This is a genomic window from Bradyrhizobium sp. AZCC 1610 (genome assembly GCF_036924515.1).
Taxonomy (GTDB): domain Bacteria; phylum Pseudomonadota; class Alphaproteobacteria; order Rhizobiales; family Xanthobacteraceae; genus Bradyrhizobium.
Genome location: NZ_JAZHRR010000001.1, coordinates 6,395,929 through 6,421,590, shown reverse-complemented (window position 1 = coordinate 6,421,590; position 25,662 = coordinate 6,395,929). Strand labels below are relative to the sequence as shown.

Below are 25,662 nucleotides of genomic sequence, written 5' to 3'. Positions count from 1 at the left end.
CGCCATCGGGGTAAAGCGGAAATGCGGTAGCGGTGCCGTTACGATGTTCTTTGCCAAAGTATCGATGTGATGCTCAGCCTCCTAGTCTAGGAATTGTCGCTCATTCGACGAAATCGCAAGGCACGCCGCTGAGGCTAACCTGCAGGTCGGTCGTGTCCTGCTTGGCCTGCTGCATGGACAGGCCCTTCCAGTGCATCTCAAATGCTTCCGGGCTGGCATAGACCTCGTACAGCATGATCGTGTCGGCTTCCTTCTGCGGCACGAGGATTTCGAACTTCAAGGTGCCGGGTTCGGTCGCCAAGCAACGCTGAGCGTGAGCCTTTAGGTGTTTCAGGTATTCGTTCCGCTTGCCCGGGGTGGTCTTGATGGTTGCCACGATTGCTAGTTTGGCCATATGTTCATCCCCTTCTCGCTAGGCGATGCGCCACTTATGTAGTGTGCGCTCAAAGCGGACGTCAGCCAATGCCAGAGGTTCTTACGTCTCGAAAACGACGAGCCGGGCCGCCAAATAAAATACCGCGGCTGCGGCGCATGCCCCGCCTATCGTAGCGGCTGTGCGTCTAATTGTCCGGCCCCAGTTCATAGATCGTCCCTTAGGCCCTTGAAGAACGGATGCCGCACCGTGCCTTCTGCGGACTTCGCCCGGTACTCGATTTCGGCCAACAACTCCGGCTCCATCCCAGATGCCCTTGTGTGCAATCCTCTTTGCGTAGGGCTGTGTCTTGCGGATCAGCGGCGTCAGTCGTTTGCGCAGATCGGCAGCGGATGCCTTGTCGAAGCCGTGATCGACCTTACCCGCATAGATCAGGTCGTTGCCCTTGCGGCGGGCGAGATAGATGATCCCCGAATGCCGCTGCGAGCCGCTCCTTAAGGGATTGTTACTGGTTGTTTGTCAGCATACCGCCATTGCAGATAGAGCGCGACGAGCGACAGCGAATTCCGAAATGCTTTAACCCGACCAGCGTCTCTCATAGGAGGCCCACTTTGCTCAGGGGCTTCGTGATTGCAGCCTTGGTGCTGCTTGGTGCATCGCAGCTAGATCAGTATCTCACCCATGGTCGGTATACCGACGCGGCCATGTCGATGCTGCGACAGATCAGGCACTCGTTTGGCGTTTGAGGGTGGACGCCGTTTGCCAAAAGGGCGCTTCCCCCGCGCGCGTTGCATCGTAGCCGTTCCGGAATTGGCAATGAGATCGATTTTGCCGCTGCCTGACGCCTCCCGCGTTCGGAACCGCAACCTTTTTTGCCTAGGTGAATTTAGTTCATGGGTCTCGGGGCTTCGCAAAACTGCGAGGCGAGCCATGTTCCTACGGCCAATTGATGCTTTTCTTGCCGTTGTCACTCTAGGAACCGCAGTCCTGATCGAGATCGCTGCATTCATCGTCATAGGACTGATCTAGGGCGCACTGGCTCGCAACGCGGGGCACGCAATCGTCAGCGTGCCCGTTTTGTTCAACATTTCTATGGAACCAAAGGGGCTGGCGTTGGTAACCCCGTGTCAAGCGATCCCTCCAGCACCCGAGCGAAACGTGTCCAAGCCCCTAATCCTCGTCATCGAGGACGAGTATCCGGTGCAAGACATTGTCGAAGATGCGCTAACCGAAGGCGGTTTTGAAACCGATATTCTCTCCTCAGCGGAAGAAGCCCTGACCTTGTTCAAGAGCGGGAGCAAGAACTATAAGGCGCTCGTCACCGACGTTAGCTTGAAGGGCAGATTGAGCGGTTGGGAGGTGGCGAGACAGATCAGGGAAAAAGACCCTGCCTTTCCGGTCGTCTACATGACGGGCGCGGCTGCGGACGATTGGGCGTCGCAAGGCGTCCCCAACAGCATCCTGCTGCAAAAGCCGTTTGCGCCCGCGCAGCTTGTCACCGCCGCTTCCCAGCTTCTAAATAGCGCAAGCCAAAATCAAAGCATGGCCCCACCCTCGGCTTCCGAGGCCAAATGAGCAAGGCCCGCTGCGTGCACGGTCCCGCCTCGGATAGTGGGGCTGGGGGCTTTGGGACGGAACCGTGCCAGGCCGCTCGGGGTTGGCGGCCCGATCTGATAACGCGGCGCTGTTGGCTGTCGTTCCTGCGCAAATGCGCGCGAGGCCCGGATGAGGGTATCCGGGCCTCTGGCAAAAACCTCAACAGCACCCCTCCGTGCCGCTCGGTCGATGCTCGAATGAACGCTAGAGCATAGATCGGCGGGCGCGTATTGATCTGGGGCAAGCCACGGCCCGCGTTGATGTATGCGGACATCGCGCGCCGCGCGGCGGGGACCTTAGCGCCGCGCCCGCCGATGTCCGTGGTTCTCACAAATTTGGCAGGCTTGTCGGCGGCCAGACAGACGAACCGGACGACATTGATTAGTCTTTTGCCTGATCAATGTGAGGCTCGCCATGGGACGATTTTATTTTCACCTCCGTGCGGGCGACGAACTAACATCCGATGACGAAGGAATGGATTTACCGGATCTTTCTGCGGCTAAGCGCGAGGCTATGCTAACTGCCCGTGAACTTTTGGTCGAAGCAATCAAGAGCGGTAAGCAAACGGTTCCGGAGGCTTTCGTTATCGCAGATGATGAAGGTCGAGCGCTCGACACCATATCGCTCGCAGCGGTTCTGCCCGCGCCGTTCAACAAGTAAGCGCGTTCAGCGCCCTTTCGGGATATCTCGCTCACAGTATGCGGGCAATTCGCGCTCGGCCTTCGGCAATTTGATGATGTACTGCGCGGCGTCGCGGAGCGTGACCAGCGGCTTCCGACCCGGCACCATGATTGGATCGAAGAACCGCTGATCCCGTGATCACAGCTCACATCCCATTGCGTGGACAACCTCGGTGCGAACCATGTCCGAGATTTGCCATAACCGGACATGTGGCGGATATGTCAAAATCGACGCGAATGATGTGGTGGACGACGCCCGCTCCCGGCATCGAATGTGCCAAAGGGTGATCGTTCAACAACGAATCACCGGAGGGGGTCGTCCACATGCAGGTTAGCACCATCGGCGTTGATCTCGCCAAGAACGTGTTCCAAGTGCACGGCGTGGATAGTGCGGGCAAGATCGTCATCACTCGTCAGTTGCGGCGCAAGCAGGTCATTGACTTCTTTAGCAAGATTCCCCCTTGCCTGGTCGGCATGGAAGCCTGCGGAACCGCTCATTATTGGGCGCGTGAAGTCTCCAAGCTCGGTCACACCGTGCGTCTGATGCCGCCGAGTTACGTGAAGGGCTATGTCAAACGGTCGAAAAACGATGCTGCCGACGCAGCCGCCATCTGTGAGGCCGTGACACGCCCATCAATGCGGTTCGTGCCGATCAAGTCGGCCGATCAGCAAGCCTTGCTGATGTTGCATCGAACGCGGGATCTTTTAATCCGTCAGCGCACGCAGCTGATCAATGCGCTCCGAGCCCACCTTGCCGAGTTCGGCCTCGTTGCGGAGACGGGGCGCGATGGTCTCGCGCAGCTCGCCGCGATCATCACGGACGAAAGTAACCGCGAAGCTCTTCCATCTGCGATGAAACAGGCGCTGCAGGCCATCGTCGATCAACTCGCTGCTCTGGAATTGCAAATCGGGACTCTGGATCGCGCCATTCACGCCCATCATCGTGCCAATGACATGAGCTGCCGCCTCGAGACCGTGCCCGGGATAGGCGTGATCGGGGCCACGGCCATTGCTTCTACTGTCACAGACCCGAGTGACTTCAAATCCGGTCGGGATTTTGCGGCATGGATCGGACTTGTGCCGCGGCAGCATTCGACGGGGGGCAAGGAGCGGCTCGGCGGCATCTCCAAGCAAGGAGATCGCTATCTCCGACGGTTGCTCGTCATCGGTGCAACAGCCGTTGTTCGACACGCCCGGCAGCAGCCGCAAAAGCATCCTTGGGTCATGAGGCTGCTGGCCAAGAAGCCGGCCAAGCTCGTCGCCGTTGCGGTTGCCAACAAGATGGCGCGCATCGCTTGGGCGATCATGGCCAAGGGAGGATACTATCGAGCGCCGGAGCTTGCTGCAGCCGCCTGAAGAGGCTTGGCAATGGGAGCCTGAGGCGACGGCGGAGCAAGACAACCGAATTGCGAGGGTGATGATGGCGTGATGCGAAACGGTCGAGCCGTCGATTGGGACAACCCGCTTCTGGGTCATGGGCGTCAAAGCCCGTGCGAATGATTGGGACCCGATCCGCGGACTACATCAGGGCCAGCGGTCATGGTGCCGCGCAAACAGGCCGGACACATGACTTGCACCCGACCGCAAGCCGAACGTCAGATTCTTCTTGCAACGCGGGCGTCGTCCACACATGACCCATAAGAGACATGGTGGAGACTACTATCGAAGGGATGACGCACCCGCGGCTCATCTCCTGATACTTTGTCTCTCCATTCCTTGCTACGAGACTTCCCCTAGCAGACCACAAGCTAAAGTACCTGAGCGCGAACCTGGGCCACGCCGCGGTCCGTAATTCCCAAACTGCGCGCAGCGCCGAGCGAAAGGTCAAGGACGCGGCCGCGAACCCATGGCCCCCGGTCGGTTATACGAACTACTACGGACTTGCTGCTCGCAAGATCAGTTACACGAACTCTTGTGCCGAACGGCAGGTTGCGGTGGGCAGCGGTCAGTGAATCCCGAATGAACGACGTACCACTCGCTGTTTTTCCTGTCGGATATGAATAGTAAGAGGCTTTTCCGGAAAAAACCCGGTTTGAAGATCGAGGGGCTGAGCGATCTTCCGGACGACGAGTGGTCTCTCCTCCAGTCGAAGGTTGCTCTAGCGGATTTTGCCTGGTCTGGTCGAGTACCTCGGGAACCGGTTCTGCGTGCGCTTTTGGAATGATAGACCATCTATCATTGAAAGTCTGTGCTGCAGCAGAATCTACATGTACGCACAACCAAGCCGGGACTGTCGCAATCGCGACTATTCCAAAAATAAGACGCATGGACGGCCTCGCAAACGAATGGAAAACAAATGAACAATGCAAACTCTTGAGGCTCTGTTCCTACACATGCAGCAATTCTCGTGGCGGTAAAAGGTGAATAGATACCAATGCTTCCCGACTATCATATAGTTTGATGCTTAGGCGCACCGCAGCAAGAAACGCCTATTTCACTCGGTATTGTAAGTTGAGAGTTTGTTGCTCCTGATGCGACGCGGAGACAGCTGCGCATCGCACTCCCAAAGAGAAGCGCAGATTTAGATCAACCACGACACGGCGCAGCGCGACACCCTAGATGGCGCCCCATGTATTACGCATTACTCCTGGCCTCACTGCACGCGCGACATCGTAAGCATCCGCCCAAGGCCGCGGGAGACTCTGGTCCGAACTCCAGGCCGGCCGTGCAATGATGTGTGGACGGCGTATTTTCCGCGATTGACGGCCGGTTCGTGCGATGGCCTCGTTTCTATCAAGGAGCGAGGTTATGCTGATCGAAGAGCAGCTTCGGGAGCGGCTAAAGAAGGTGGAAGCGCTATATTTCGGCGCGACCACTGCGGGAGAACGTGATGCCGCCGAAGCCGCGGCAGAGCGGCTGAAGGCCAAGCTCGAGGAGGCCTGCCGCCGCGATCCCGCCGTCGAGATGAAGTTCAGCTTGCCGGACCAATGGTCGGTCCGATTGTTCATCGCCTTGTGCCGGCGTTATGGCATTCGGCCGTTCCGATATCCGCGGCAGCGCTCGACGACGATCATGGTCAGGGCACCGCGCCGCTTTTTCGACACCGTGGTGTGGCGGCAGTTTTCTGACCTGCACACGGACCTCTGGCTCTATTTCGAGCAGACGACGGAGCGGCTGATCCGGGAGGCTATCCACGCCGATACTGCGGACGCCGAGACCGCAGTCGAGCCGGCCAGCCTGCGATGATGCGCATCATGCCGCCATCCCAGTTCGTTCGGGTGCGACACTCCAATTCCACGCCAGAAGATCGCGCAGCCCGTCGATGCCGTTTTGACCCGACGTGATAGTTAGGCTGCCTGAGCGGCGGCGGGATTTGACGCCGTGCGTTTCCATTCCCAGGGCAGCAGCTCATGGAGCCGCCCCTGCGGGATGCCGGCGATGCGGCCGAGTACGTCGGCAAGCCAGGCCAGCGGATCGATATCGTTGAGCTTCGCCGTCATGATTAGCGTGGCCATGGCAGCGGCACGATCGGCACCGCGTTCGGAGCCGGCGAACAGCCAGGATTTGCGTCCCAGAGCAAAGCCGCGCAGCGCGCGTTCGGCCGCGTTGTTGGTGAGGCAGATCCGGCCGTCGTCGATGAATCGCGCAAACCGGTCCCAACGCTTGAGCATGTAGTCGATCGGCTCGACAACGGAGGCCGAGCGCGACAGGCGGGCACGCTCCTCCCGCAGCCAGGCTTCCAGGGCCGTCACAAGAGGGGCGCTCTGCTCCTTGCGGACGCGCCGCCGCTCGTCAGCGACAAGGCCATTGATGCCGCGCTCGATATCAAACAGCATATCGATGCGCCTGACGGCCTCCAGCGCGACAGGCGAGATCGCGGCTGCCTTCTTGCCACGCCGGGCATTGGCGGCAATATCAGCCAACTCGAAGAACTGCCGCCTTGCGTGCGCCCAACACAGCGCCGATGTGATCGGCCCCGGCAAGCGGAACGCCGCGTAAAGCTCGTTGTACCCGTCATAAGCGTCGGCCTGCAGAATGCCGGCGAAGTCGCGAAGATGCCGGACGGGATGTTCGTGCCGTCGGTCGCGCGAGGCGTAATACAGCGCCGCCGGCGGTGCCCGACTGCCGAAGGAACGATCGTCACGGACGTAGGTCCAGATGTGCCCCTTGACCGTCTTGCCCTTCGCCAGGATCGGGATCGTGGTGTCGTCACCGTGCAACCGTTCCGCGGCCAGGACATGGGCCTCGATCAGCGCGTGGAGTGGCTGCAGCACCGTCGTGCAGGCGCCCACCTGGTCGGCCAGTGTCGATACGCTCAGATCGATCCCCTCGCGGGCATATCGCTCGCTCTGCCGGTTCAGCGGCTGGTGCTGGCCGAACTTCTCGAACAGGATCATGGCCAGAAGGTTCGGCCCAGCGAAGCCGCGCGGCGTCACATGGAACGGTGCCGGTGGCTGCGCGATCGTCTCGCAGCTCCGGCAGGAGAATCTCTCCCGCACCGTCTGGATCACCTTCCAGGACCTGGGAACGACCTCCAGCGTCTCAGTGACGTCCTCGCCGAGCTTCGACAGCTTCGCCGAGCCGCAGCAGGGACAATTCTCGGGCGCAGCAATCACCACGCGCTCACGCGGCAAATGCTCGGGAAAGGGTTTGCGCGAAGGTCGCCTGCGCTCGAACGACTTGACCGTCTCCGTTCGCGCCGCCGCTTTCTCCGCTGCCAGTTCATCCTCGGTTGCGGCGGCCTCCAGGTCTTCCAGTTGCAGTTCCATCTGTTCGAGAAGCCGCGCCGTGCGTTCCGAGCGGCTGCCGTAGAGTTCGCGCCGCAGCTTCTCGATCTGGAGTTTCAGATGGGCGATCAGCGCTTCATGGCTGGAGAGGTCCGCCTGAGCGGTGGCCGCCTCGGCTTTGGCGCCCGCCGCAACAGCTTCCGCTTCCACTCGCGCGGCGCGCTCCGCGAGGATCATCGCGTGGGCGGCAGCAAGATCGGACGGAAGCGATTCAGACGCGGGTTTCACAAGGCGATGGAATCACATCCATCATCGCCTGCAAGCCAAATCCATCATCCCACCGACGTCGGACGCCAACTTTCCTGCGGATGGCGCCAATCGATCCCCGACAGCAGATAGCCGAGCTGCGCCGGAGAGATCGTTATCGCGCCGTCCGCCACGCTCGGCCACAAAAAGCGGCCTCGCTCCAGCCGCTTCGTGAACAGGCACGCGCCTTGGCCGTCGTGCCAGATCACCTTCAACAGATCGCCCCGACGTCCCCGGAAGCAGAACAGATGACCGCTCAGCGGATCGCGCCGCAGCACCTCCTGCACCAGCAACGACAGGCTCGCAAACCCCTTCCTCATATCGGTGTGGCCGGTCGCGAGCCAGACCCGCACCCCCTGCGGAAGTGGGATCATGGGCGCTCCAACACATCGAGAACCCGGCGAAGCGCCGCCGCATCGACACCAGTGTCGACGATCACGCGAGGCCCGTGCATCAGCACGATCTCGATCCGGCCTGATGCCGTGGTCAGACAGGACGGAGATGGCACGTTCTCCGCAGGGACGACATGTTCCGGCACCGACGTCTGACTGCCCGCCAGGGATTCGCCTCGGATAATCGCCGGTGCAAACACTGTGGTCTCATCCGCCTCGACAAGCCGGCCTTCCCGAGCCAGCCGGCGCCACGTGAACAATTGGCTCGCGGACAGCCCGTTTCGCCGCGCCGTCACCGACACAAGCCGTGGCCCGCTATAGCTCTCCGCCACGATCCGGTGCTTCGCGTCCAATGTCCAACGGCGCCGGGCTCCCGTCGAGATAACGTCAAGCCGAGAGGTCTTCGGAATAGGCGTATGCTCAGTCATACGCCTATGTCTTCACCGTCACATCATTTCAGGCAAGGCGGCCTTCGCCGGAGGAATACGCGACATCTGCTGTTGGCACAAACAGACATGGGCACGTCCCACGGTAGTCCGTTCTTATGGGTAAGGCAGACTTCGCCTACACCCGCTCGACCAGCTGAGGGTAGTTCGCGATGTGGCTGCTCCGCCAGAGCGCTTAGTGGCAAAGAAAAAGCCGCCCGGAGGCGGCTAGTTCTTGGTCAGCCCTATTGCGTTCGCCCGAACGTCCCAAACGGCAGCCGGGCTTTTGCGATGCTGCCGTGTCGCTGATTGAGCAGGATCGAATGCCACTAACGCCTCTTGTTCGGATTGGCGCAATCGTTCGATTTGCATTTTGAAATTCGCGGGCAACTCTCGATCTTCCTTTAATGATGACCTTAGTCTCTCGCCAATCTCTCGAACGATCGCGCGACTATGCCGGGTGTTAATGTCAACAGGGTTTCGCACAACAGTTCTCCGACACCAAGGTCAGTTCTAGCAACCTTGCAGGATTGAATGGAGACCGCCGCCTTTGGCTATCGTGCGCGAGCGCTTGCTCTTGAACAGCGGGTCCAAAGACCTTTGGCTATCCGCGACATGCGCCGTTTCGTAACGGCGGGCGACGGTCTCGCAACAACAATTCCGCGCTGAGGACTTTCGTTCCGGTTCCATTAACGGCTGTTCAGAGTTTTCTTCAGTGGACTTCCGACGAGCGTGTAGAGGCTCGTCACGTCACGCCGAGACAAACGTCGGGCCATAACGCGCTCGGACGGAAGCTTGATCGGTCTGGCGGGAACCGCACTTCTCATCGTAAGATTGCAACGTCTGCCCAATACTGAACAAAGGGCTTAATTGGAAGCAATCGGAGCGCCAAGAGCGCAGTTGCGGGATTGCTTTTTCGAGGACGATGCCGGCAGGGCCGAAGACAAAAGAACTGGCCTGAGCTGCCCTGATCATCAAGCCGCGCTGGCTAAGCAGTCTCTCAAACGCTGCGCCAACTACGCATACGATACGACCCATTTGGTGTGCACCGGCAGCTATCCGAACACCGTCTGGCATATCTCCTTTGGAGATATCTCGGGCGACACTGGCAGTTCCGCGCGTGTAGACCTCTGCGGGCCTTCGCTAAGAAGCATCTTCGCGAAAAGGCCGTCACCGGGTTGAGTGTGATGTCCGAAGGCGCAAGGGGAACAACCTAGCCTATGCCGGCAAGGTCGACGATGGCTTTCAACAAGTAGTCCGCCGCCGACTTGCGCAAGCGCCAAAGCCCAGCGCGGCGAGATCAAGCTCATCGACAAACACATCGATCGCCCGGACCGGATTGTCCTCGCCCAATTAGTCATCTAACCGCTCGGGAAACAATGTGCTCTAACTGCGGTCATCGCCAGCGAAAAGGCGCGTCATCGAATCCTCCGGCAAATCGCGGGAGAATCATATCATTGACGGCGTTTTCACACAGCCTGGACCCACAACGGACATCGGGCTGAAGGAATTGTCCCGGCTCGACCTTCCTGGACTTCCAAAGCTTTACCAAGCTGTTACATTAAATGGCGCTTGCGGCGAAAACACCATGCTTAGTGCAGATTTCAATCGAGTCCGTCTGAAGAAACGGGTGGAGCAACGCCAGTGCCAATTTTCCTCGACCGACACGATCTCTCGGGCCTAACAGCTTCCGATATCGCCGAGGCGCATCGAAAAGACCTGGAAGTGCAAGATCAATACGGAGTTCGTTTCTTGACCTATTGGTTTGATGAATCGCGCGGCACGGGCTTCTGTCTCATTGACGCACCGGATATCCAAACTGCGATGCGGGTTCATGACGAAGCTCATGGCGAAGTGGCGAAAGATGTGATCGAAGTGGACCTCTCAGCCGTCCAGGCGTTTCTGGGGCGAGTGTCCGATCCGGAACCGAGCGGCGAGGCAAACAACGTCACAATCGATTCGGCGCTGCGGGCCATTATGTTCACCGACATCGTTGGCTCTACCAGCATGACAGAGCGTCTTGGCGATGCTCGATCTGTGGAGATGGTTCGGGCACATGACGCGCTGGTTCGCCGCGCATTGAAGGACAAGGGTGGGCATGTGGTGAAGCACACTGGCGACGGCATCATGGCATCCTTCGCCGACGCGGCCGCCTCCGTGCAATGCGCCCGCGCCATCCAGCAAGCGTTTGAAGCCTTCAATCTGGCAAGCAAGGAGAAGCTTCAGGTGCGAATTGGTATTGACGTCGGAGAACCGATTGCGGACAGCAATGACCTTTTTGGTGCGACCGTTCAACTGGCTGCTCGTTTGTGTCAGTTGGCCGAGCCCGATGCCATTCTTGTATCAAGTGCCGTTCAGGATCGCATCCGGGATCGCTCGCATGTCACAAACATTGGTCCCTGCCATCTCAAAGGCTTCCTGCAGCCTGTTGACGTATACGGAATCGAATGGCGTTAACTGTCGCGACTGCGACGACGTGTCGAATGAGGCGACGACGTCCGCTGTTGGCACCTTTGAGACATGCCCGCCTATCCTGAGAATGTCCGTTCACCGGGGTAGACCGGAAGTCACGGTGGTCCGGCCAAACCGACGCCAAAGCGGGCATTACCCCTCCGGCACCCCGGCCATTCGCACCTCATAGGTGCGCTCGCGCCAGAGAAGCTGGTTCGGATTGTCACTCATCAATGCGCCAGCGAAATTGTTGTGCTGACGGCCCCTGCAACACTGTTCAAAACAGAAAAAAGCTCCCGATCAGCAGGCCCGCAGAAAAGGACCAAAGCCCCAAGGTGCAAGCTGACACGAGGCGCACGAGGTTGCGAACCTGCACCTCGAACTCCGCTTCTGTTGTCTCATGGAACTGAGCTGTCATTGGCGTGGCCCTGCCCAGTAGGCGCGGTCGGATGTACGCACAAATCATGGTGAAGGTGGGGCATTTGCGCCCCGCAGTGATGGCAATGGTGCTCAGGCTTGAGGGCTCCCAAGCGGACATGCGGCATCATTCCTCCGATGTCTGCTGTCGAGGGGATTGTGTTGCAAAACTCCGCTTGAGGCGACTCGCGAACCGTGATTCCGTCTGATGAGACGGCATTTGCGGGAGCGGCGGATGTTAGGGCGGCAGGAGAGCGGTCAGGGCCAGTTCTTTTATTCCTTTGATCTCGACAAGGTCGTGCCGCCGGATCACCTGGTACGGCAAATCGACGGTTTGCTCGACCTGAGCTGGGTGCATGACGAGCTCGCCATATTCTACTCGCACACTGGTCGGCCTTCGATTGATCCAGTGCTCATGATCCGGATGCTGATTGTGGGCTACGTATTTGCGCTTCGTCCGAGCGGCGGCTCTGCGCTGAAGTTCAGGTCAATCTGGCCTACCGGTGGTTTTGCAAGCTCGGGATCGAAGACAAGATCCCTGATCATTCGGTGTTCTGCCGGGCGCTGCGCGAACGCTTCCGTGAGAGCGATGCCTTGCGCCGGGTATTCGAGGGCGTGGTGGCAATGTGCATTTCGGCGGGGCTCGTCGGAGGCGAAGCGTTCTCGATCGACGCGAGCCTGATCAAGGCGGATGTGGACAAGATGAAGCGGCTCCCCGGCGACCAGCCGATCGCATGGCCCAAGGCGGAAGAGGCCTCCCATGCGGTTCGCGAGTACATCGCTGCCCTAGATGCAAGTGGCGATGAGCACGGTGGTGAACACGGCGGCGGTTCAAATGAAGGCGGCCATCGACGCAAGCCTCCCAAGGAAGTCTCGCTCACCGACCCGCAAGCAACTTGGGTAACCAGGCCGGGCGTGGACCCATTCTTTGCTTATGATGCGAACTATCTGATCGACAACAAGGCCGGGATCATCCTCGATGCGGTAGGCACGCGCGCGAACCGGGCAGTGGAGATTGCTGTCACCCAGACCATGGTGGACCGTGTTGAACGTCGCTTCGATCTGCGGCCCCAAAGGCTCGCAGGTGACACGGCTTACGGCGCGGTCAGGCTGCTCAAATGGCTGGTGGATCGCAACATCACGCCGCACGTTCCGGTGTGGGACAAATCAGCCCGCCCCGATGGCACCTTTAGCCGAGCCGACTTCGCCTTCGACCGGAAGCGCAATGTTTACGCTTGTCCGGGTGGCGCAGAGCTGACCAGCACTGGCAACATCGATCAAGGTCACATCGTCTACTACAGGGCCAGCAAGAGCGACTGCTCTGGCTGCGCCTTGAAGCCCAAATGCACGACAGCGGTCGTGCGCAAAATTACCCGCGACCTCAACGAGGATGTGCGCGATCGTGTCCGTGCGCTGGCCAATACGGAAGCTTTCCAGCAGTCGCACCGTGAGCGCAAAAAGGTCGAGATGCGGTTTGCTCATATGAAACGCATTCTCAGGCTCGACCGGCTTCGGCTGCGAGGCCTGAATGGCGTCCGGGACGAAGTACTGCTTACAGCCATCGCGCAAAACCTGAGGCGACTGGTCAAGCTAACCTGCTGTCCCCCGCCACCTCTGGAAGTCGCCTACTGAACACCCACAACCAACGCGGAACCATCCGAGCCAAAAGATCGCCAAAACTCAAAAGCCAAGCTTGTCCAAAGACAGAAACGAGTTTTGCAACACAATCGAGGGTAGAACGGACATGCTGTTCAGTTGGGCCAGCTTCCGCTTTTGTGAAGGTTTTCGGATGCCGGCCCCATGAAGGTGGCGCCGCGCACGGGGCCGGCGTCCGCAAACCTCCAACGGAGGAAGCAGAAATGACGGTGTTAAGCTGACATTTACGCTGGGAGTTTGGGCTTTCTAGTTTGCCACCATCGATGTGTTAGCCTAGGCGCTAGTTCCGCGATGATGGGGGTGATCGGTCACCCAATATGCGGTTGCGGTTTGGCTGGAGGCGTAGGTGATTTTCTTAGATTTCATTCTTGACGTCGTAGGGTACACGACAGCGCGTCTATTGCTTCCAACCTTAACCTTTCAGAAAGTCAAAGTTGACGTTCTTTCTTCAGACGAAGTCGGCTTCAACTGGTTGGGCTTCAAACGCTTACCCAACGGCGCATTGCTGTGCGACGCAGATTCGGCCGGATGGATAGGCGCGCTTTCTTGGCTGATCGTCCTCGCCGTAGCGATCACCGTCGCCCTGCGATAGACCGCCTCTTTTGGTGTCCTCTTTATCACGTCGGCTATTGACCCTTCGGAACTCGGCATCAGGGCCGTGCTAAACCCACTGCACCCTAAAATGTGGTACCGTCCTAGCTGAAATCGCGGAGGAGCTGCAATGAAGGCCCTTGATTCGCGATCTACGTTACGCCTTTCTTGATCATTGCGGTGGCCATCAAGCTTTTGATGAAACGATACGCCGTCGATCTGACCGATGTCCAAAAGCAGGGCTCCAAACCGAGGCGCAGGTTTCTGCTCGGAGCTTGGTATAGAGACGAATAGGGCGCCCCTTAGTTGATGGCTCCTTCCAATTCCAATGTCGCATGCTGGCACTTTTGAGACATGCCCGCCTGTCATGAGAATGTCCGTTCACCGGGGTAGACCGGAAGTCGGCAGTTCGCAGCCAATCCTGCAACGCATGATCTTGGTAGTTGATGCGCCCAGCGTGCAAATACTTGCACGGCTTATTGCTTGCTGCTGGTTCGGTAGATGGTCCTCGAGAAGCTTGTGTCGCGTGATTTGGCCCGCGTTCACGCCGGCGATGGCATAGTTCATCAGGAGTTTGGCGTCGATTTCTGAAACTCCCTTGCTTTGAACCTATTTCCGATTGCCTGGCTTGGAGCTCGCTCCGACCGCTAACTTCAGGCGGCCTTGCGGCCGAATGCCCTATCAGTCATCACGCGCGTGTTGGCTTTGATCTTAAGAGCTCGGCGTGAGGCTCTGTGACCAAGCCAATTACGAACTGCGGTCTGTCGGACAAGCGTTTCTCCCAGAGCCGCAAATACAGCCCCACTGATTGCTTGCTGTTGGCCGCGCAGATGATCTTCGAGGAGTTTGTGCCGGGTGATGTAGCCAGCATTCACGCCGGGAATAGCATGGTTCATCAGCAGCTTTGCATCGAACTCCGACACGCCGGCCGCGGTCGCAATAGTTCGGAAGCTCTGGCGAAGATCGTTGCCCCACTTCGAGAGCGTGCCTCGATCCTCCTTTTGCTCGACGAGGTGCCCTGATGCGCTGTCGGCGGGGAATATCCATTCTGCAGCCTGCGACGGGTACATCTGCCGCCCGAAACGCATTGCCCGAACCAGGCACAGGACCATTTCGCGTGAGAGCGGGATATCGAAAGCCCGCTTGGCGCCACCTTTGGGCTTGGGGATATGCACCATGCGCCGTCCAAAATTGACGTGGCTGGGTTGGATCTCCTGCAGAGCGGTAGGCCGACACCCGGAGAGCAACGTGAACAGGTGGAACTCACGACGAATCGGATTGTCGAGAGCCGCCAATTCGGCAAACCATCCTTTCAGGTCGCCTGTCCCCATCCCCGTGTCGCGGCGCTTCTCCCCGTTCCAATCAATCGCATTGACGGGATTGTCGGCGGGCAATGACTTGTTGGATTTGCGAGCGTGATTGTAGATGGCGCGCAAGGTCCGCATGCTGCCGTTAGCGATATAGGGCCCGTTCTCCTTCGTAATGTCGTCGTGCTTCGTCACCACTTTGGCTGGATCCAAACCAAGCTCCTGCAGCGGCGAATCGAGCCATTCCACGAATATGCGTTCAACGTGATCCCTATAGCTTTCGATGGTGCGTTCGCTGCGGCCCTTCCGGATCATGTGGGCGTCCCGGTATCGCCACCAGGCCTGCCGGAGGGTGATCCCTCCCGACGGAGCCGTAGCATTTCCCTCAGTGGTTGTTGGCTCACCCGTTGCCGAGTCGAGCTTGTTGGCTTTCGGGTGCTGTCCTCGGCTGATTTGAGCCAAATAGTCCTTGGCGGTAGCGCGTGCCGTGCGCGTCGATATTTCGCTAGCGTCGCCTATCGCCACCCGGATCGACGAAGCGCGCTTGCCTCCCTGCCGCAGGTCGCCCTGGACCGTAAACGTCCTCTTCCGCTTTCCGACGACAACGAAGAAGCCCTTCAGCTCGGTATCTCTGGCCAGGTACCAGCCCTCTTTCGGAGCGGGCAGTCGAGCGATTGCCTTGTCAGTGAGCAGAATCCGGACATCAGCCATGGGGTGATCCAGGGGCTAAAACGGTTTTCAAACGGTTTTGGCGAAGCGGGGGGTCCGGAGGTTTGGGCGCGACGGAGTGCGAAGATATGCGAGAAAGGCCCTAAAATAAAGGGTTACTTGCACTATCGTCGTACTGCGGCGTACACTTGAAAAGTGCAGCGAAGGGATATTTTTGAACTACGAATCTGGGGGTCAGGAGTTCGAATCTCTTCGGGCGCGCCAAATTGCCATTTGATACAAAACCACGAACAAGGAAGCCCTGACCGCCGTGGGTGCGAATTAGCGGCCATTCGACCGTCCCTCGCGCGGGCGAAGAGCGGCAAACATGTCAGCTTTCACCGAGTACCCGACGGAAGAGGGATGGTGCTGCAGGTCCGAGTCGGGGTACGAGCGCCTATTCTGCATCGCGCGAACCTGTCGGATCTGCTCCTGACGACCGACCTGACTGGGAGTCGCGGTGTCAAGCTGCGACGCTCTTTGCGTGTTTGATCCGCCGCAGCTCGTCGAATTCCAGTTCCGCTTCCGTCTTTGCAATGGTCAGCATTCGCGCAGCGTCGGCGATGTTTTCCTCGGAGTGATTGGCCATCACCTGCATGCGAATTCGGGCTGCACCCTTGGGAACGGCGGGAAACTCTACGAGGTTGGCGACCAATCCGAGTTCGATCAGGCGTCTGGAAACGAGACGTGCAAGGCCTTCCGAGCCCATTTTTACGCAAACGATTGCTGACGGGTCGCCGTAATAGTCGAGGCCCGCCTGCTTCAACTCGCGTCGCAACGACAGGACGTTGGCTAGCATCTTGCGCCGTAGCGCATCCCCCTCGGCGGACCCGATGATCTCGAACGCTTTGAGGACCGTCGCCGCCTGCGCCGGCGAGAGGGCATTGGAGAAAGTGGCAGGCGCGCTGTAAAAGCGCAGATATTCCTGCACCGCTCGGCTCTTGCAGGCGACAAACCCGCCGTTTGACGCAAAAGTCTTGGAAAAGCTCCCCATCACAAGGTCGACCTTGCCGAGCATGTTCTGCAGGCCGATGTGGCCGCGGCCGTCCTCGCCGAGACAACCAAGATCATGTGCGACGTCGACGACGAGCGTCGCATTGAATTCGTGGCAAAGCGCCTGCAGCGCAGCAAGATCGGGCGTGTCCGAATCCATCGAGAACAACCCCTCGGTGATCACGAGGATTCCGTTCTCATTGTCCTTGGCTCGGATTTTGGCGAGGATATTCCGGCAATAATCGTTGTCCAGATGCCGGAACAGATGAAGGTTTTGGGTTGCGGCGTGAGCGCCTTCCTGCAGGCAGGAGTGTGCCAGCATGTCCATCACGATATGGTCGGCCGACCTGACGAGACCCTTCACGACGCCGAAGCCCGCGGCCCAACCCGTCGGGTACAGCACCACATGGTCCATCGCAAGAAACTCGGCGATCTTGCGTTCGAGTGCAACCGAGTACGACGTGTTGCCGACGAGCGCCGGAGAACCTGCGCTATGTACCCCGCAGCGCTCGATCGTCTCGATGGCCGTTGCCTTGATGGCCGGATGCGATGCCAGGCTGAGATAGTCCTGCGAAGCAAAGTTGACGCCGAGCATCCTGTTGCCCCGGTCGTCCTGAGCTGAGCAAACGGTCTTGGGACCGTCCTCCGTGGCACGAGAGAAGGGCCAGAGGCCGTGATGCCGGCGCAGATCCTGCCAGCGGAAGAAACCTTCGGTGCGTCCCAAAAGGTCTGCCCCACCGGGGACGCGGAAGTCCCTCATGCTGCCCGTCAAGGCGGCCGGCGCAATACCGGTGTATGAATCGTTTGAAGCCATCCCGAACTCGTATTTTTTGGTTATTCTATTGAGCGTGCAGGATGCCCGGGACGAGATTAATTCCTGGTTGGATATTGGGAAGTTTTTTGGCCTTTTCCGGCGAAATTTGTGTTTGGTTTTCTGTACCTTAAGAGCTGCACAGAAAGTCATGCCGGACGCCAGAAAGGGCCGCGGGGGTCTTGGGCGCCCGCGCGCGTAAAGGCGGCGTTAACCATAGATGGCGCAATGTGTCTTCACGTTTCAAGGCCATCCGGAGCAAGCGAGGAATTCATGATCGGCGTCCTGAAAGGCCAGCCATTCCACAAAATTTCAAGCCGGGTCGCGGCGGCAGCGATGGTTGTCTGTGCGCTTTCCGCGCCCGCATTCGCTGCGGATTTGCGACTGCCTGTGAAGGCGGCCCAGCCCATCCCGCCTGTCCCGGAATTCTCATGGGCCGGCTTTTATATCGGCGCGAACGGCGGCTGGGGCTCTAGTCGCAACTGCTGGGATCTTGTTCCGCCCACGCCGGTGCCCCCTGCGCTGCTCGGCCCCGAAGGCTGCCACGATGCGACAGGCGCGGTAGCCGGCGGCCAGATCGGTTATCGCTGGCTGGCAGGCGCCGCCGTCTTTGGTCTGGAAGCGCAGGGTAACTGGGCTGACCTCAACGGCAGCAAGATCAGCCCGCCGTTCCCGACCACGACCAACCGGTCACGGATCGAAGCGTTCGGCCTGTTCACCGGCCAGATCGGCTGGGCCGTCCAAAATACGCTGTTCTATGTCAAGGGCGGCGGCGCCGTCACCGATAGCCGGTTTCGGTACACCGACAACGCGACCGGCATCGTTCTCGGCGCTGCGAACGACACGCGATGGGGAGCTACTGTAGGCGTCGGCCTCGAATTCGGCTTCGCCTCGAACTGGTCCGTCGCTGTGGAGTACGATCATCTGTTCATGCAGGACCGTACGTTTGACTTTACCAGCCCGGCTGGCGCTTACGCCGGCACGGTTGCCACCCGTCAAGATGTTGATCTCGTCACGGCCCGCGTGAACTACAGGTTTGGCGGCCCCGTGGTTGCGAAATACTGACCGCGCTGAAGTTCGACGCATAAAGAAAGGCAGGCCGAAAGCCCGCCTTTTTTTGTGGGCAATGTAAGCCGCTCGGCAGAATGCTTTTTAGCGCGGGCCTAGGCGGCCGGACTCTCACGAGCGACCGACGGCAGATGCGACCGCATCTTGCCAAGCAGCCGCTGCAGGTCGACGGGCTTCGTATCAAAATCGGAGCAGCCAACTTCGACGCTCTTGTCGCGATCGCTGGCGAGCGCATGGGCGGTCAGCGCAATGATCGGAATGGAGGATGTCGCCGGATTGGCCTTGATCCGCTGTGTTGCTTCCCAACCGTCCATTTCGCCGAGCGCCACATCCATCAGGATCAGATCGGGCAATTCGCTCGCTGCCATGTCCACGCCCGTTGGACCGTCACAGGCACAGCAGACAGAGAAGCCGTTGCGCTCGAGACGGCGCGTGAGCATGTCCCGGTTCATCTCGTTGTCTTCGACCAGCAGGATCCTATGCATGGGCAATCCCGGCTGACGCAGGCAGAGCCGTGTCGGAGAGGTCGGGGACGAGCGTCGCCGTGGCGTAACGGTCGGTCTTTCGCCGGCCTTCGACGAGCGGTATGCTGACCGTGAAGCGGCTGCCTTTCCCGGGCTCACTTTCCACGGTGACTTCGCCGCCCATCAACTTGCAGAGCCTTTGGCTGAGCGCCAGCCCAAGCCCCGTACCGCCATACTTGCTGGTGCTGGAGTCGTCGGCGACGGTGAATTTCTCGAACAGTTTCGCCATTTGATCCTGCGCGATGCCGATTCCCGTGTCCACAACGTCAACGACGAGTTGATCTCCCGCCGCGCTCTTCAGGCGTCGTGCGGCAATCACCACCTTCCCGTTGTGGGTGAATTTCGCGGCGTTATCGGTCAACTGTCCGACGATGTTGCGAAACTTGCCGGCGTCGCAGAGCCCGATCCCGAGATCGGGGGAGATCGAGCAGGCGAACCCGTTCCCGCTTGCTTCGACCGAGGTCATCGCCTTCTCAGCGATCTCGTGGAGCAAGGCGCAGAAATCCGTCTCTTCCAGGTGCAGCTCCATCTTGCCGGCTTCGATCTTCGAAAGATCGAGCACCTCGTTGACGAGCTTCAGGAGGTGTTGCCCAGCCATGTGGATCTTGGTCAGGTCGGCAATACCCTCGCGGTCGCCGTCGAGTTCGGCGTCTTCGAGCAGCATTTGGCTGTAGCCGATCACTGCGTTGAGCGGCGTGCGCAACTCGTGACTCATCTTGGCCAGAAATTCCGATTTCGCAGCTCCCGCGCGCTCGGCTTCTTCGGTAGCCGCGCGCAGCGCCGACGCCGTTGCCATGTGCTGGCGCATCTCGCTTTCAAGCTCGCTCTGCGATGCTTGGATCTTCGCGTAGTAGAGCGCCATCATCGCCACATAGATCGACGCTGCCGTCGTCGAGACGAGCCCGAGCCCCTGCATCGCAGCAACCGGCAGCTTGCTGTTGATTTCGAATGCATGGAAATAGAAAAAGCTGAAGATCGCGACATTGACTGCGAACATGATCATGACGATCAGTCGAAGCTTGCTCGAGGAGCCCAGATAGAAGAAAGCGAGCAACGGTATGACGAGCACCCAGGCGAGCGTGGGGGACGTCACGCCGCCATAGAAGAAGCAGCTCCAGAGGATACAGAAGATCAGGTTTTCGATCGAGACCAGCGCGAGCGTGTCGTAGGTCGCACCGGCGCGCAGGATGAACGGAAATACCCAGAACAACGTGATCGACGCCGCGAGCACTGCCACGTCATATCCGGGCGCGGGGTCAAGCAGATAGATCGAAATCGGAACGACGTTTCCGATGAAGGGACCCAGGATGTGACTGACGAGAAACACGTGAGCACGGTTTCGCGTATCGCGATCGGCGGCGATGCTGGGCGGAATGAAGTAGTTGACCAGCTTATCGAGGGCAGCAATCGCCCTTGCAAATTTTTCTTTCATGAAACTGAGCCAGCTTCTGCGCGTTGGTTTTTCGGTATTCCGGTCCGTCGTGCTTGCGCTCGTGCAAGCAGAAAATATGCAATTTCCGGGAGCTAACCTTTTCAGAGCTCAATTAAAACCCCGTTAATCGGCCAGACTTCCTGACTAAACCAAATTTTAAAGGGCCGGGGACTAGCCTGCGCCCAATTTGAATTGACGGGTGGCGACATGCCCTTTTTGCAAGAAGTCGTTAGGCTTATCGATTGGTTTATTCCGACACGGTCAAAGCTCGAGCGCTCGGAGCGGGGACTCGCGCAGAATTTCATATTCACTCATCTGTTCGGACCGCTGCTTTCGCAGCCCATCGGTATCTTTCTCTATCTCAGCGACCCGCACCGGGGCGCTGCCTGCTGGACCGTAATCGTCTGTATCTGGCTGTTCTGGACTCTCCCGTTCGTCTACAGGGCGAGCGGCAATCTGCAGCTCTCGGCGCTGATTTCCGTCGAGCTGCTTGCTTTCACCTCGCTGTTCGGCGCCTATTTTTACGGCGGAGTCAGTTCGCCATTTCTCCCGTGGTTGCTCGTCAGCCTGCTGCTCGGCTTCTTCTATATTTCGGAACGGCCGATCCTCATCGTTGGCCTGTTCACCTTCAACATTCTTGGCTTCGTTTTCGCCTACCTGCTGTGGGGCTTTCCGACGCTTCTGTCGCACGAGCAGCTTTCGATGGTCGGGTGGATCTCGATCCTGTCCGCCACGATCTACATGTCGTGGATGGCAATTTATTACGCCAACATGATCACCGTCGGGTCCGAGCTCGAGCGCGAGGCCGAAAGGCATCGGGAGACGGCGGTGCGCCTGCGCGAAGCCAAGGACATGGCCGATGAGGCGAACCGCGCGAAGTCGATCTTCCTGGCCAAGATGAGCCACGAGCTTCGGACGCCGCTGAACGCGGTGATCGGCTTCAGCGAGATCTTGCTCGAGGGTGTGGAATTCGAGGGCAAGAACAGCCGAAGGAAGCCGGATCTCGAACGGATCAACTCGGCAGGAAAGCATCTGTTGTCGCTGGTGACTGACGTCCTCGATCTGTCCAAGATCGAGTCCAACCATGTCGAGCTGAAGATCGAACAGTTTGATCTGAATGACATGGTTCACGAGGTTGTCGCCACGATTGAGCCGGCGGTGGCCGAAAAGAAGAACAAGCTCGTCGTCAGGTGCCCCTCCAACCTGGGCATCGTGTCCACGGACCAGACGAAGCTGCGGCAAGCTGCGCTCAATCTGTTGAGCAATGCGGCGAAGTTCACGGAAGGGGGCACGATCATCCTGTCCGCGCAGCGCCGCAAGCATCAGGCGGGCGACTGGATCGAGATCCAGGTGCAGGATACCGGAATAGGCATCAGCGAGTCCGAAATCGGACGACTCTTCCAGAATTTTGGTCAGGCCAACCAGGCGACATCTAGCAAGTATGGCGGAACGGGCCTCGGTCTTGCGCTGAGCCAGAAGCTCTGTGCCTTGATGGGCGGAGGCATCTCGGCAACCAGCGAGCCGGGGCGGGGATCCTGCTTCACGATACGCGTGCTGGCCTGGATGACCGAGCAGCGGCCGGCCGACGAACCATCCATCATGCCCGCGTTTGCGGCTGTCAGTCCATCGGCGGTGTAACGATGTCCATCCAGAACACGAATGTGACGCGTCTCGAGGACTTTGCGTCACAGGAGTCGAGCACCACCGACAGTAATGCTGAGGTGCGTCCACACTTGCTGATCGTCGACGACATCGGCGACAATCGCGCGATCCTTTCGCGGCGCTTCGAACGGCGCGGCTTTGCCGTCACGGAGGCGGAATCCGGGCTGGCCGCCATTGAACTCATCGAGAAGGAGGCGTTCGACCTCGTCCTTCTCGATGTCATGATGCCTGGAATTGACGGAATAGAAACCCTGAAACGGATTCGCGGTCGAAAATCGTCGTCCGCACTTCCCGTCATCATGGTTACCGCCAAGTCGGAAAGCGCCAACATCGTCGATGCCCTCGAGTGCGGCGCCAATGACTACGTCACGAAGCCGGTGGATTTTGCGGTCGCATTGGCGCGGGTGAATACGCAGATCAGCCGCAGACGCGCGGAGCAGCAGGTGGAGGTTGCGAATGACCAGCTTCGCCGGACGAACGAGGCATTGGAGGCGCGCGTGGAAGAGCGCACAAAGCGCCTCGCCGACGCCAATCAAAGGCTCAAGGAAGAGATCGCAGATCGCGAGGAACTGCAGGCGCAATCCCAGTACCTCGCTTATCATGATTCGCTGACCGGGCTCGGCAATCGGCTGCTGTTCAAGGAACAGCTCGAGGAGGCGCTTACAGACGAATCGGTGACACCGCATCCGCTTGCCGTTCTGTTCGTGGACCTCGATGGGTTCAAGGCGGTCAACGACACCGGCGGCCACTCGGTTGGCGATTTGCTTCTGAAGTCCCTTGCCGCCAAGCTTCGCGACCTGCTGCCGCCGACGGACCGCATTGCGCGACTTGGCGGCGACGAGTTCGCGATCCTGCAGGTATCAAGTGCCCAACCATCGTCGTCGATCACGCTTGCGGAACGGATCATCGAGGTTGCGGCACATCCGCAGACCATCGAAGGGCACGATGTGACTGTGGGCGCGAGCGTCGGAATCGCGATTCTGCAGCCGGGCGAAATGAACGCGGAAACCGCCCTCAAATGTGCAGATCTCGCGATGTACAGCGCGAAGTCCGGCGGCCGCGGCACTTTTCGCATGTTCGACCCGCAGATGGATGCCGCCGTCCAGACCCGGCGGTCGCTGGAGCGGGATATGCGCACCGCGCTCGCCCAAGGCGACTTCAGTCTGTTCTATCAACCGCTGGTCAACTTGCAGACCAGGAAAGTCACCGTCTTTGAAGCCTTGATGCGCTGGCATCACCCCGAGCGGGGCCCGGTGGCGCCGTCGGAATTCATTCCGGTCGCTGAGGAGATCGGCCTGATCCTGCCGCTGGGCGAGTGGGCCTTGAGACAAGCATGCATGGAGGCGATCCGCTGGCCGGACGAAATCAACCTCTCGGTCAATCTGTCTCCCTTGCAGTTCGCCAAGGGAAACCTTGTTTCCACGGTCATGAGCGCGCTGGCTTCATCGGGACTGCCGGCGAGCCGCCTCGAACTGGAGATCACGGAATCGGTCTTGCTCGAGAAATCCGACAGAAACATCGGGATCTTGAACCATCTGCGCTCGCTGGGCGTGCGGATCTCGATGGATGATTTTGGCACGGGCTATTCCAGCATCGGTTATCTGCGCAGTTTCCCTTTCGACAAGATCAAGATCGATCAATCCTTCGTCCGGGACGTGCTCGTCGACGAGGGAAGCCTAGCCATCGTTCGGGCGATCGCTGGGCTCGGTGTGAGCTTCGGCATGACGACAACCGCAGAGGGAGTCGAGACGGAAGAGCAAATGCGTTGCCTGAGCCGGGAGGGCTGTATCGAAGTTCAGGGATACCTGCTCAGTAGACCGGTGCCACCGGCTGAAGTGCCAGGATTGCTGGAGCGGCTTAAAGCCGGCGGAGCGCCAGCTTCCGATTCTTGAGGTGTGCGCTTCCACGGCTACATGGCGCCGTCTAACATCTCATGAATTGCTGGCGACACGGTAGCACCGGGCCAAGGTGGTGCCACCAAAGTTGACGATTTGCCTGCAGCCTTCCTGAGGGTTGTCTTAGCTGGACAGGCCAGTCCGCATAGGTCGATCCGCCAAGCGGGGAAATCGCAGCTGAAAATTATAAAGATATTTCAATAGTATACGAGTTCGTTGTTCTATTCTGAATGGCGCGCCACTATGCGATTTTGCGCGATGCAGTGCGATTTCGCCGCCATCGACCTACGAACACCGCCGAATCGTCTCCGCATCGCGAGTGTGCAGAAATGGCGCGTTTCGCGAGGTTAGGTCCTGGATCGCCGAGTTCGCTTGCCTGCCCCTGCACGTACTCACGCAGCGCTCGATTGATGCGTGTTTGATACCCCTCATTGGACGTCATGCGGCTCTTGAACCAAGCCACGACATCGGCATCGAGCCGAAGGGGCAGTCGCTGCTTGACGGGCCGATAGAAGAGGCCGCGCTTGGCGTCGGACCAATCGAGGATTTCCGGCGCGTCCGAGGTATCGATGGCATCATCGCGGAGCGCCGCCAGCGACTTCAGTTCCGCCCGCTGTTCACGCGTCAACGAAGGCGAGCGCTGCGTTGGTGACCGGACCGTGTGCCCAGCCACCACATCATAGCGCCACGGCGAAGCAATAGTGCCCATCTTCATCGGCCGTGGCGCGCCATTTACGATTTTGTGCGATATCGTTGTAGGGCGTCGGAAAATACCGCATTGAGCCGCCGGCAGCCGCGCTCGAGTCTTGCTGTCCGTCGCCCGGACCAAAAGCATCGCTAGTCCGCGAGCCCCAAGACAAACGCCAAAGCAATTCCGAGCCGCGCCATGTCCTGGTTGTTGAGACGCCCGATCTTCTGCCCGATCCGTTCGCGTCTGATGGTGACCGGCTTGTCGGCCATTATCTGCGATTTGAGCCGCAATCCATTTTCAGGGCTTGGCTCGATTGTGACGCGAAAATCCGGAGCGTCCGCCAGATCGGGCGTCAACTGGCAGATCACCACTGAAGCATGGCTCTCCGGAAAAGCGTCAGTCTGCACGATGACTGCCGAACGGGGCTTGCCATAATCACCAGCCGCGGCGACCGTCACCAGTTCACCGCGTCGCATCTGCGTCGAATTCGGAGACAGATTCGATCCATTGCAGCGCGTCGCGCTCGCGATCTGGGTCAAGGCCGGCGACCTGCTTCGCCACCCGTCGACGCACCGCCCGCGAGCGGGCGTCGGCGACAACGAGACGCAACTCGCGCAGGCCCCTGGCGCGCCGCCGCTGTCGCATCATCTTCATCCTCTCGGCAGGCGCTGCCATCCGGACTTCTCCTCTGTAACGCGTGACAATGTAACGCGTTACAGGCCGAAAGGCAGGGGGCGGGGCTCGCAAATCACAAGCCCGCAGAGTGCCTCGGGCGAAGCCGAAGCGTGCAGCAAGCTCGGATACTGTCTGGCTCTGGGCTGCGCTCGCGCGTTCCATCGCATTTCATCATAGTGCTACCGCGAAGCAGTAGTGCCCACCCTTCATCGGCCGTGGCGCGCCACTCTCCGCCGAAGCTGCGATTTCCTCCGATCGGCTGCGCGAGTTACGCCGGAAGGAATGGGGTGCCGTGGCGCGGGCAGTGTTCGGCGGCCTTCGGAGTTCTCATCAGTACATTGC

The 25,662-nt window shown here is 59.4% G+C and carries 21 protein-coding genes and 2 pseudogenes; 10 read left to right on the top strand and 13 right to left on the bottom strand.

Annotation, left to right across the window (positions count from 1 at the left end; translation table 11 throughout):
• Window positions 1-100 precede the first annotated feature (100 nt).
• The gene (locus V1279_RS31555; RefSeq protein ID WP_334444146.1) at window positions 101-394 is read right to left on the bottom strand and encodes a putative quinol monooxygenase; all 294 of its coding nucleotides are present in this window, start codon (window positions 392-394) and stop codon (window positions 101-103) included.
• Between the two features lie 185 nt (window positions 395-579).
• Window positions 580-838, bottom strand: a pseudogene (locus V1279_RS31550) (ATP dependent DNA ligase); the annotation flags it as partial.
• A gap of 693 nt (window positions 839-1,531) precedes the next feature.
• Here V1279_RS31550 and V1279_RS31545 point away from each other — a divergent pair.
• The 3 genes from V1279_RS31545 to V1279_RS31535 all read left to right on the top strand — a co-directional run bounded on the left by V1279_RS31545 (window position 1,532) and on the right by V1279_RS31535 (window position 4,005).
• Window positions 1,532-1,948, top strand: a complete 417-nt coding sequence (locus tag V1279_RS31545) for a response regulator (protein ID WP_334446645.1) — start codon at window positions 1,532-1,534, stop codon at window positions 1,946-1,948.
• A gap of 435 nt (window positions 1,949-2,383) precedes the next feature.
• Window positions 2,384-2,629, top strand: coding sequence for a DUF6894 family protein (locus V1279_RS31540; protein ID WP_334440626.1), 246 nt, complete (start codon window positions 2,384-2,386; stop codon window positions 2,627-2,629).
• 344 nt (window positions 2,630-2,973) lie between these two features.
• Window positions 2,974-4,005: an IS110 family transposase gene (locus tag V1279_RS31535; RefSeq protein WP_334444144.1), complete on the top strand. Its 1,032-nt coding sequence runs from the start codon at window positions 2,974-2,976 to the stop codon at window positions 4,003-4,005.
• Window positions 4,006-4,397: 392 nt separating this feature from the next.
• Here the strand turns inward: V1279_RS31535 and V1279_RS31530 are convergent, their stop codons facing one another.
• Window positions 4,398-4,916: a septal ring lytic transglycosylase RlpA family protein gene (locus tag V1279_RS31530; protein WP_334444142.1), complete on the bottom strand. Its 519-nt coding sequence runs from the start codon at window positions 4,914-4,916 to the stop codon at window positions 4,398-4,400.
• A 481-nt stretch (window positions 4,917-5,397) separates the two neighbouring features.
• On the opposite strand from V1279_RS31530, the gene V1279_RS31525 reads away from it, so the two are divergent.
• Entirely contained in the window at window positions 5,398-5,835 is a 438-nt protein-coding gene (locus V1279_RS31525; protein ID WP_161855475.1) for a hypothetical protein, read from the top strand.
• Window positions 5,836-5,936: 101 nt separating this feature from the next.
• On the opposite strand, the gene tnpC is transcribed toward V1279_RS31525, so the two are convergent.
• From tnpC to tnpA, 3 genes are all read right to left on the bottom strand, one after another.
• Window positions 5,937-7,553, bottom strand: coding sequence for an IS66 family transposase (gene tnpC, locus V1279_RS31520; RefSeq protein ID WP_334446238.1), 1,617 nt, complete (start codon window positions 7,551-7,553; stop codon window positions 5,937-5,939).
• Window positions 7,554-7,648: 95 nt separating this feature from the next.
• Window positions 7,649-7,996 (bottom strand): IS66 family insertion sequence element accessory protein TnpB, encoded by a 348-nt coding sequence (gene tnpB / locus V1279_RS31515; protein ID WP_334433644.1) that lies wholly within the window; start codon window positions 7,994-7,996, stop codon window positions 7,649-7,651.
• The gene (tnpA, locus tag V1279_RS31510; RefSeq protein ID WP_334433643.1) at window positions 7,993-8,367 is read right to left on the bottom strand and encodes an IS66-like element accessory protein TnpA; all 375 of its coding nucleotides are present in this window, start codon (window positions 8,365-8,367) and stop codon (window positions 7,993-7,995) included. Before tnpA ends, tnpB begins: the two co-directional genes overlap by 4 nt.
• Window positions 8,368-10,083: 1,716 nt before the next feature.
• On the opposite strand from tnpA, the gene V1279_RS31505 reads away from it, so the two are divergent.
• From V1279_RS31505 to V1279_RS31495, 3 genes and pseudogenes are all read left to right on the top strand, one after another.
• Complete coding sequence (locus V1279_RS31505; protein ID WP_334444140.1) at window positions 10,084-10,896, top strand: nickel-binding protein; 813 nt, start codon at window positions 10,084-10,086, stop codon at window positions 10,894-10,896.
• Between the two features lie 646 nt (window positions 10,897-11,542).
• A pseudogene (locus V1279_RS31500) lies at window positions 11,543-12,939 on the top strand (IS1182 family transposase).
• Between the two features lie 370 nt (window positions 12,940-13,309).
• Entirely contained in the window at window positions 13,310-13,555 is a 246-nt protein-coding gene (locus V1279_RS31495; protein ID WP_334444138.1) for a hypothetical protein, read from the top strand.
• A 652-nt stretch (window positions 13,556-14,207) separates the two neighbouring features.
• On the opposite strand, the gene V1279_RS31490 is transcribed toward V1279_RS31495, so the two are convergent.
• Both V1279_RS31490 and V1279_RS31485 read right to left on the bottom strand, forming a co-directional pair.
• Entirely contained in the window at window positions 14,208-15,572 is a 1,365-nt protein-coding gene (locus V1279_RS31490) for an integrase family protein (RefSeq protein WP_334444136.1), read from the bottom strand.
• 460 nt (window positions 15,573-16,032) lie between these two features.
• Entirely contained in the window at window positions 16,033-17,376 is a 1,344-nt protein-coding gene (locus tag V1279_RS31485; protein WP_334444134.1) for an aminotransferase class I/II-fold pyridoxal phosphate-dependent enzyme, read from the bottom strand.
• Between the two features lie 270 nt (window positions 17,377-17,646).
• On the opposite strand from V1279_RS31485, the gene V1279_RS31480 reads away from it, so the two are divergent.
• On the top strand, window positions 17,647-18,438 hold the full coding sequence (locus V1279_RS31480) for an outer membrane protein (protein ID WP_334444131.1): 792 nt from the start codon (window positions 17,647-17,649) through the stop codon (window positions 18,436-18,438).
• Between the two features lie 98 nt (window positions 18,439-18,536).
• Here the strand turns inward: V1279_RS31480 and V1279_RS31475 are convergent, their stop codons facing one another.
• Both V1279_RS31475 and V1279_RS31470 read right to left on the bottom strand, forming a co-directional pair.
• Window positions 18,537-18,926, bottom strand: coding sequence for a response regulator (locus V1279_RS31475; RefSeq protein WP_334444129.1), 390 nt, complete (start codon window positions 18,924-18,926; stop codon window positions 18,537-18,539).
• Window positions 18,919-20,397: a sensor histidine kinase gene (locus V1279_RS31470; RefSeq protein ID WP_334444127.1), complete on the bottom strand. Its 1,479-nt coding sequence runs from the start codon at window positions 20,395-20,397 to the stop codon at window positions 18,919-18,921. Before V1279_RS31470 ends, V1279_RS31475 begins: the two co-directional genes overlap by 8 nt.
• A 207-nt stretch (window positions 20,398-20,604) precedes the next feature.
• Between V1279_RS31470 and V1279_RS31465 the strand changes: the two genes are divergently transcribed.
• Both V1279_RS31465 and V1279_RS31460 read left to right on the top strand, forming a co-directional pair.
• Window positions 20,605-22,035, top strand: a complete 1,431-nt coding sequence (locus V1279_RS31465; RefSeq protein WP_334444126.1) for a sensor histidine kinase — start codon at window positions 20,605-20,607, stop codon at window positions 22,033-22,035.
• Window positions 22,036-22,037: 2 nt separating this feature from the next.
• Window positions 22,038-23,951 carry a putative bifunctional diguanylate cyclase/phosphodiesterase gene (locus tag V1279_RS31460; protein WP_334444123.1) on the top strand — a complete coding sequence of 638 codons (1,914 nt, stop codon included), beginning with the start codon at window positions 22,038-22,040 and terminating at the stop codon, window positions 23,949-23,951.
• Between the two features lie 244 nt (window positions 23,952-24,195).
• On the opposite strand, the gene V1279_RS31455 is transcribed toward V1279_RS31460, so the two are convergent.
• From V1279_RS31455 to V1279_RS31445, 3 genes are all read right to left on the bottom strand, one after another.
• Window positions 24,196-24,669 carry a BrnA antitoxin family protein gene (locus V1279_RS31455; RefSeq protein ID WP_334444120.1) on the bottom strand — a complete coding sequence of 158 codons (474 nt, stop codon included), beginning with the start codon at window positions 24,667-24,669 and terminating at the stop codon, window positions 24,196-24,198.
• Between the two features lie 122 nt (window positions 24,670-24,791).
• Window positions 24,792-25,121 (bottom strand): type II toxin-antitoxin system PemK/MazF family toxin, encoded by a 330-nt coding sequence (locus V1279_RS31450; protein WP_334444117.1) that lies wholly within the window; start codon window positions 25,119-25,121, stop codon window positions 24,792-24,794.
• Window positions 25,108-25,320, bottom strand: a complete 213-nt coding sequence (locus V1279_RS31445; protein WP_334444114.1) for an antitoxin MazE-like protein — start codon at window positions 25,318-25,320, stop codon at window positions 25,108-25,110. Before V1279_RS31445 ends, V1279_RS31450 begins: the two co-directional genes overlap by 14 nt.
• Window positions 25,321-25,662: the final 342 nt, after the last annotated feature.

Coding starts and splice junctions, on each gene's coding strand:
- V1279_RS31455 (WP_334444120.1), bottom strand. CDS start 24,669: ATGAAGATGGGCACTATTGCTTCGCCGTGGCGCTATGATGTGGTGGCT.
- V1279_RS31470 (WP_334444127.1), bottom strand. CDS start 20,397: ATGAAAGAAAAATTTGCAAGGGCGATTGCTGCCCTCGATAAGCTGGTC.
- V1279_RS31540 (WP_334440626.1), top strand. CDS start 2,384: ATGGGACGATTTTATTTTCACCTCCGTGCGGGCGACGAACTAACATCC.
- V1279_RS31460 (WP_334444123.1), top strand. CDS start 22,038: ATGTCCATCCAGAACACGAATGTGACGCGTCTCGAGGACTTTGCGTCA.
- V1279_RS31490 (WP_334444136.1), bottom strand. CDS start 15,572: ATGGCTGATGTCCGGATTCTGCTCACTGACAAGGCAATCGCTCGACTG.
- tnpC (WP_334446238.1), bottom strand. CDS start 7,553: ATGATCCTCGCGGAGCGCGCCGCGCGAGTGGAAGCGGAAGCTGTTGCG.
- tnpB (WP_334433644.1), bottom strand. CDS start 7,996: ATGATCCCACTTCCGCAGGGGGTGCGGGTCTGGCTCGCGACCGGCCAC.
- V1279_RS31535 (WP_334444144.1), top strand. CDS start 2,974: ATGCAGGTTAGCACCATCGGCGTTGATCTCGCCAAGAACGTGTTCCAA.
- V1279_RS31530 (WP_334444142.1), bottom strand. CDS start 4,916: ATGCGTCTTATTTTTGGAATAGTCGCGATTGCGACAGTCCCGGCTTGG.
- V1279_RS31475 (WP_334444129.1), bottom strand. CDS start 18,926: ATGCATAGGATCCTGCTGGTCGAAGACAACGAGATGAACCGGGACATG.
- V1279_RS31485 (WP_334444134.1), bottom strand. CDS start 17,376: ATGGCTTCAAACGATTCATACACCGGTATTGCGCCGGCCGCCTTGACG.
- V1279_RS31465 (WP_334444126.1), top strand. CDS start 20,605: ATGCCCTTTTTGCAAGAAGTCGTTAGGCTTATCGATTGGTTTATTCCG.
- V1279_RS31450 (WP_334444117.1), bottom strand. CDS start 25,121: ATGCGACGCGGTGAACTGGTGACGGTCGCCGCGGCTGGTGATTATGGC.
- V1279_RS31480 (WP_334444131.1), top strand. CDS start 17,647: ATGATCGGCGTCCTGAAAGGCCAGCCATTCCACAAAATTTCAAGCCGG.
- V1279_RS31555 (WP_334444146.1), bottom strand. CDS start 394: ATGGCCAAACTAGCAATCGTGGCAACCATCAAGACCACCCCGGGCAAG.
- V1279_RS31445 (WP_334444114.1), bottom strand. CDS start 25,320: ATGGCAGCGCCTGCCGAGAGGATGAAGATGATGCGACAGCGGCGGCGC.
- V1279_RS31525 (WP_161855475.1), top strand. CDS start 5,398: ATGCTGATCGAAGAGCAGCTTCGGGAGCGGCTAAAGAAGGTGGAAGCG.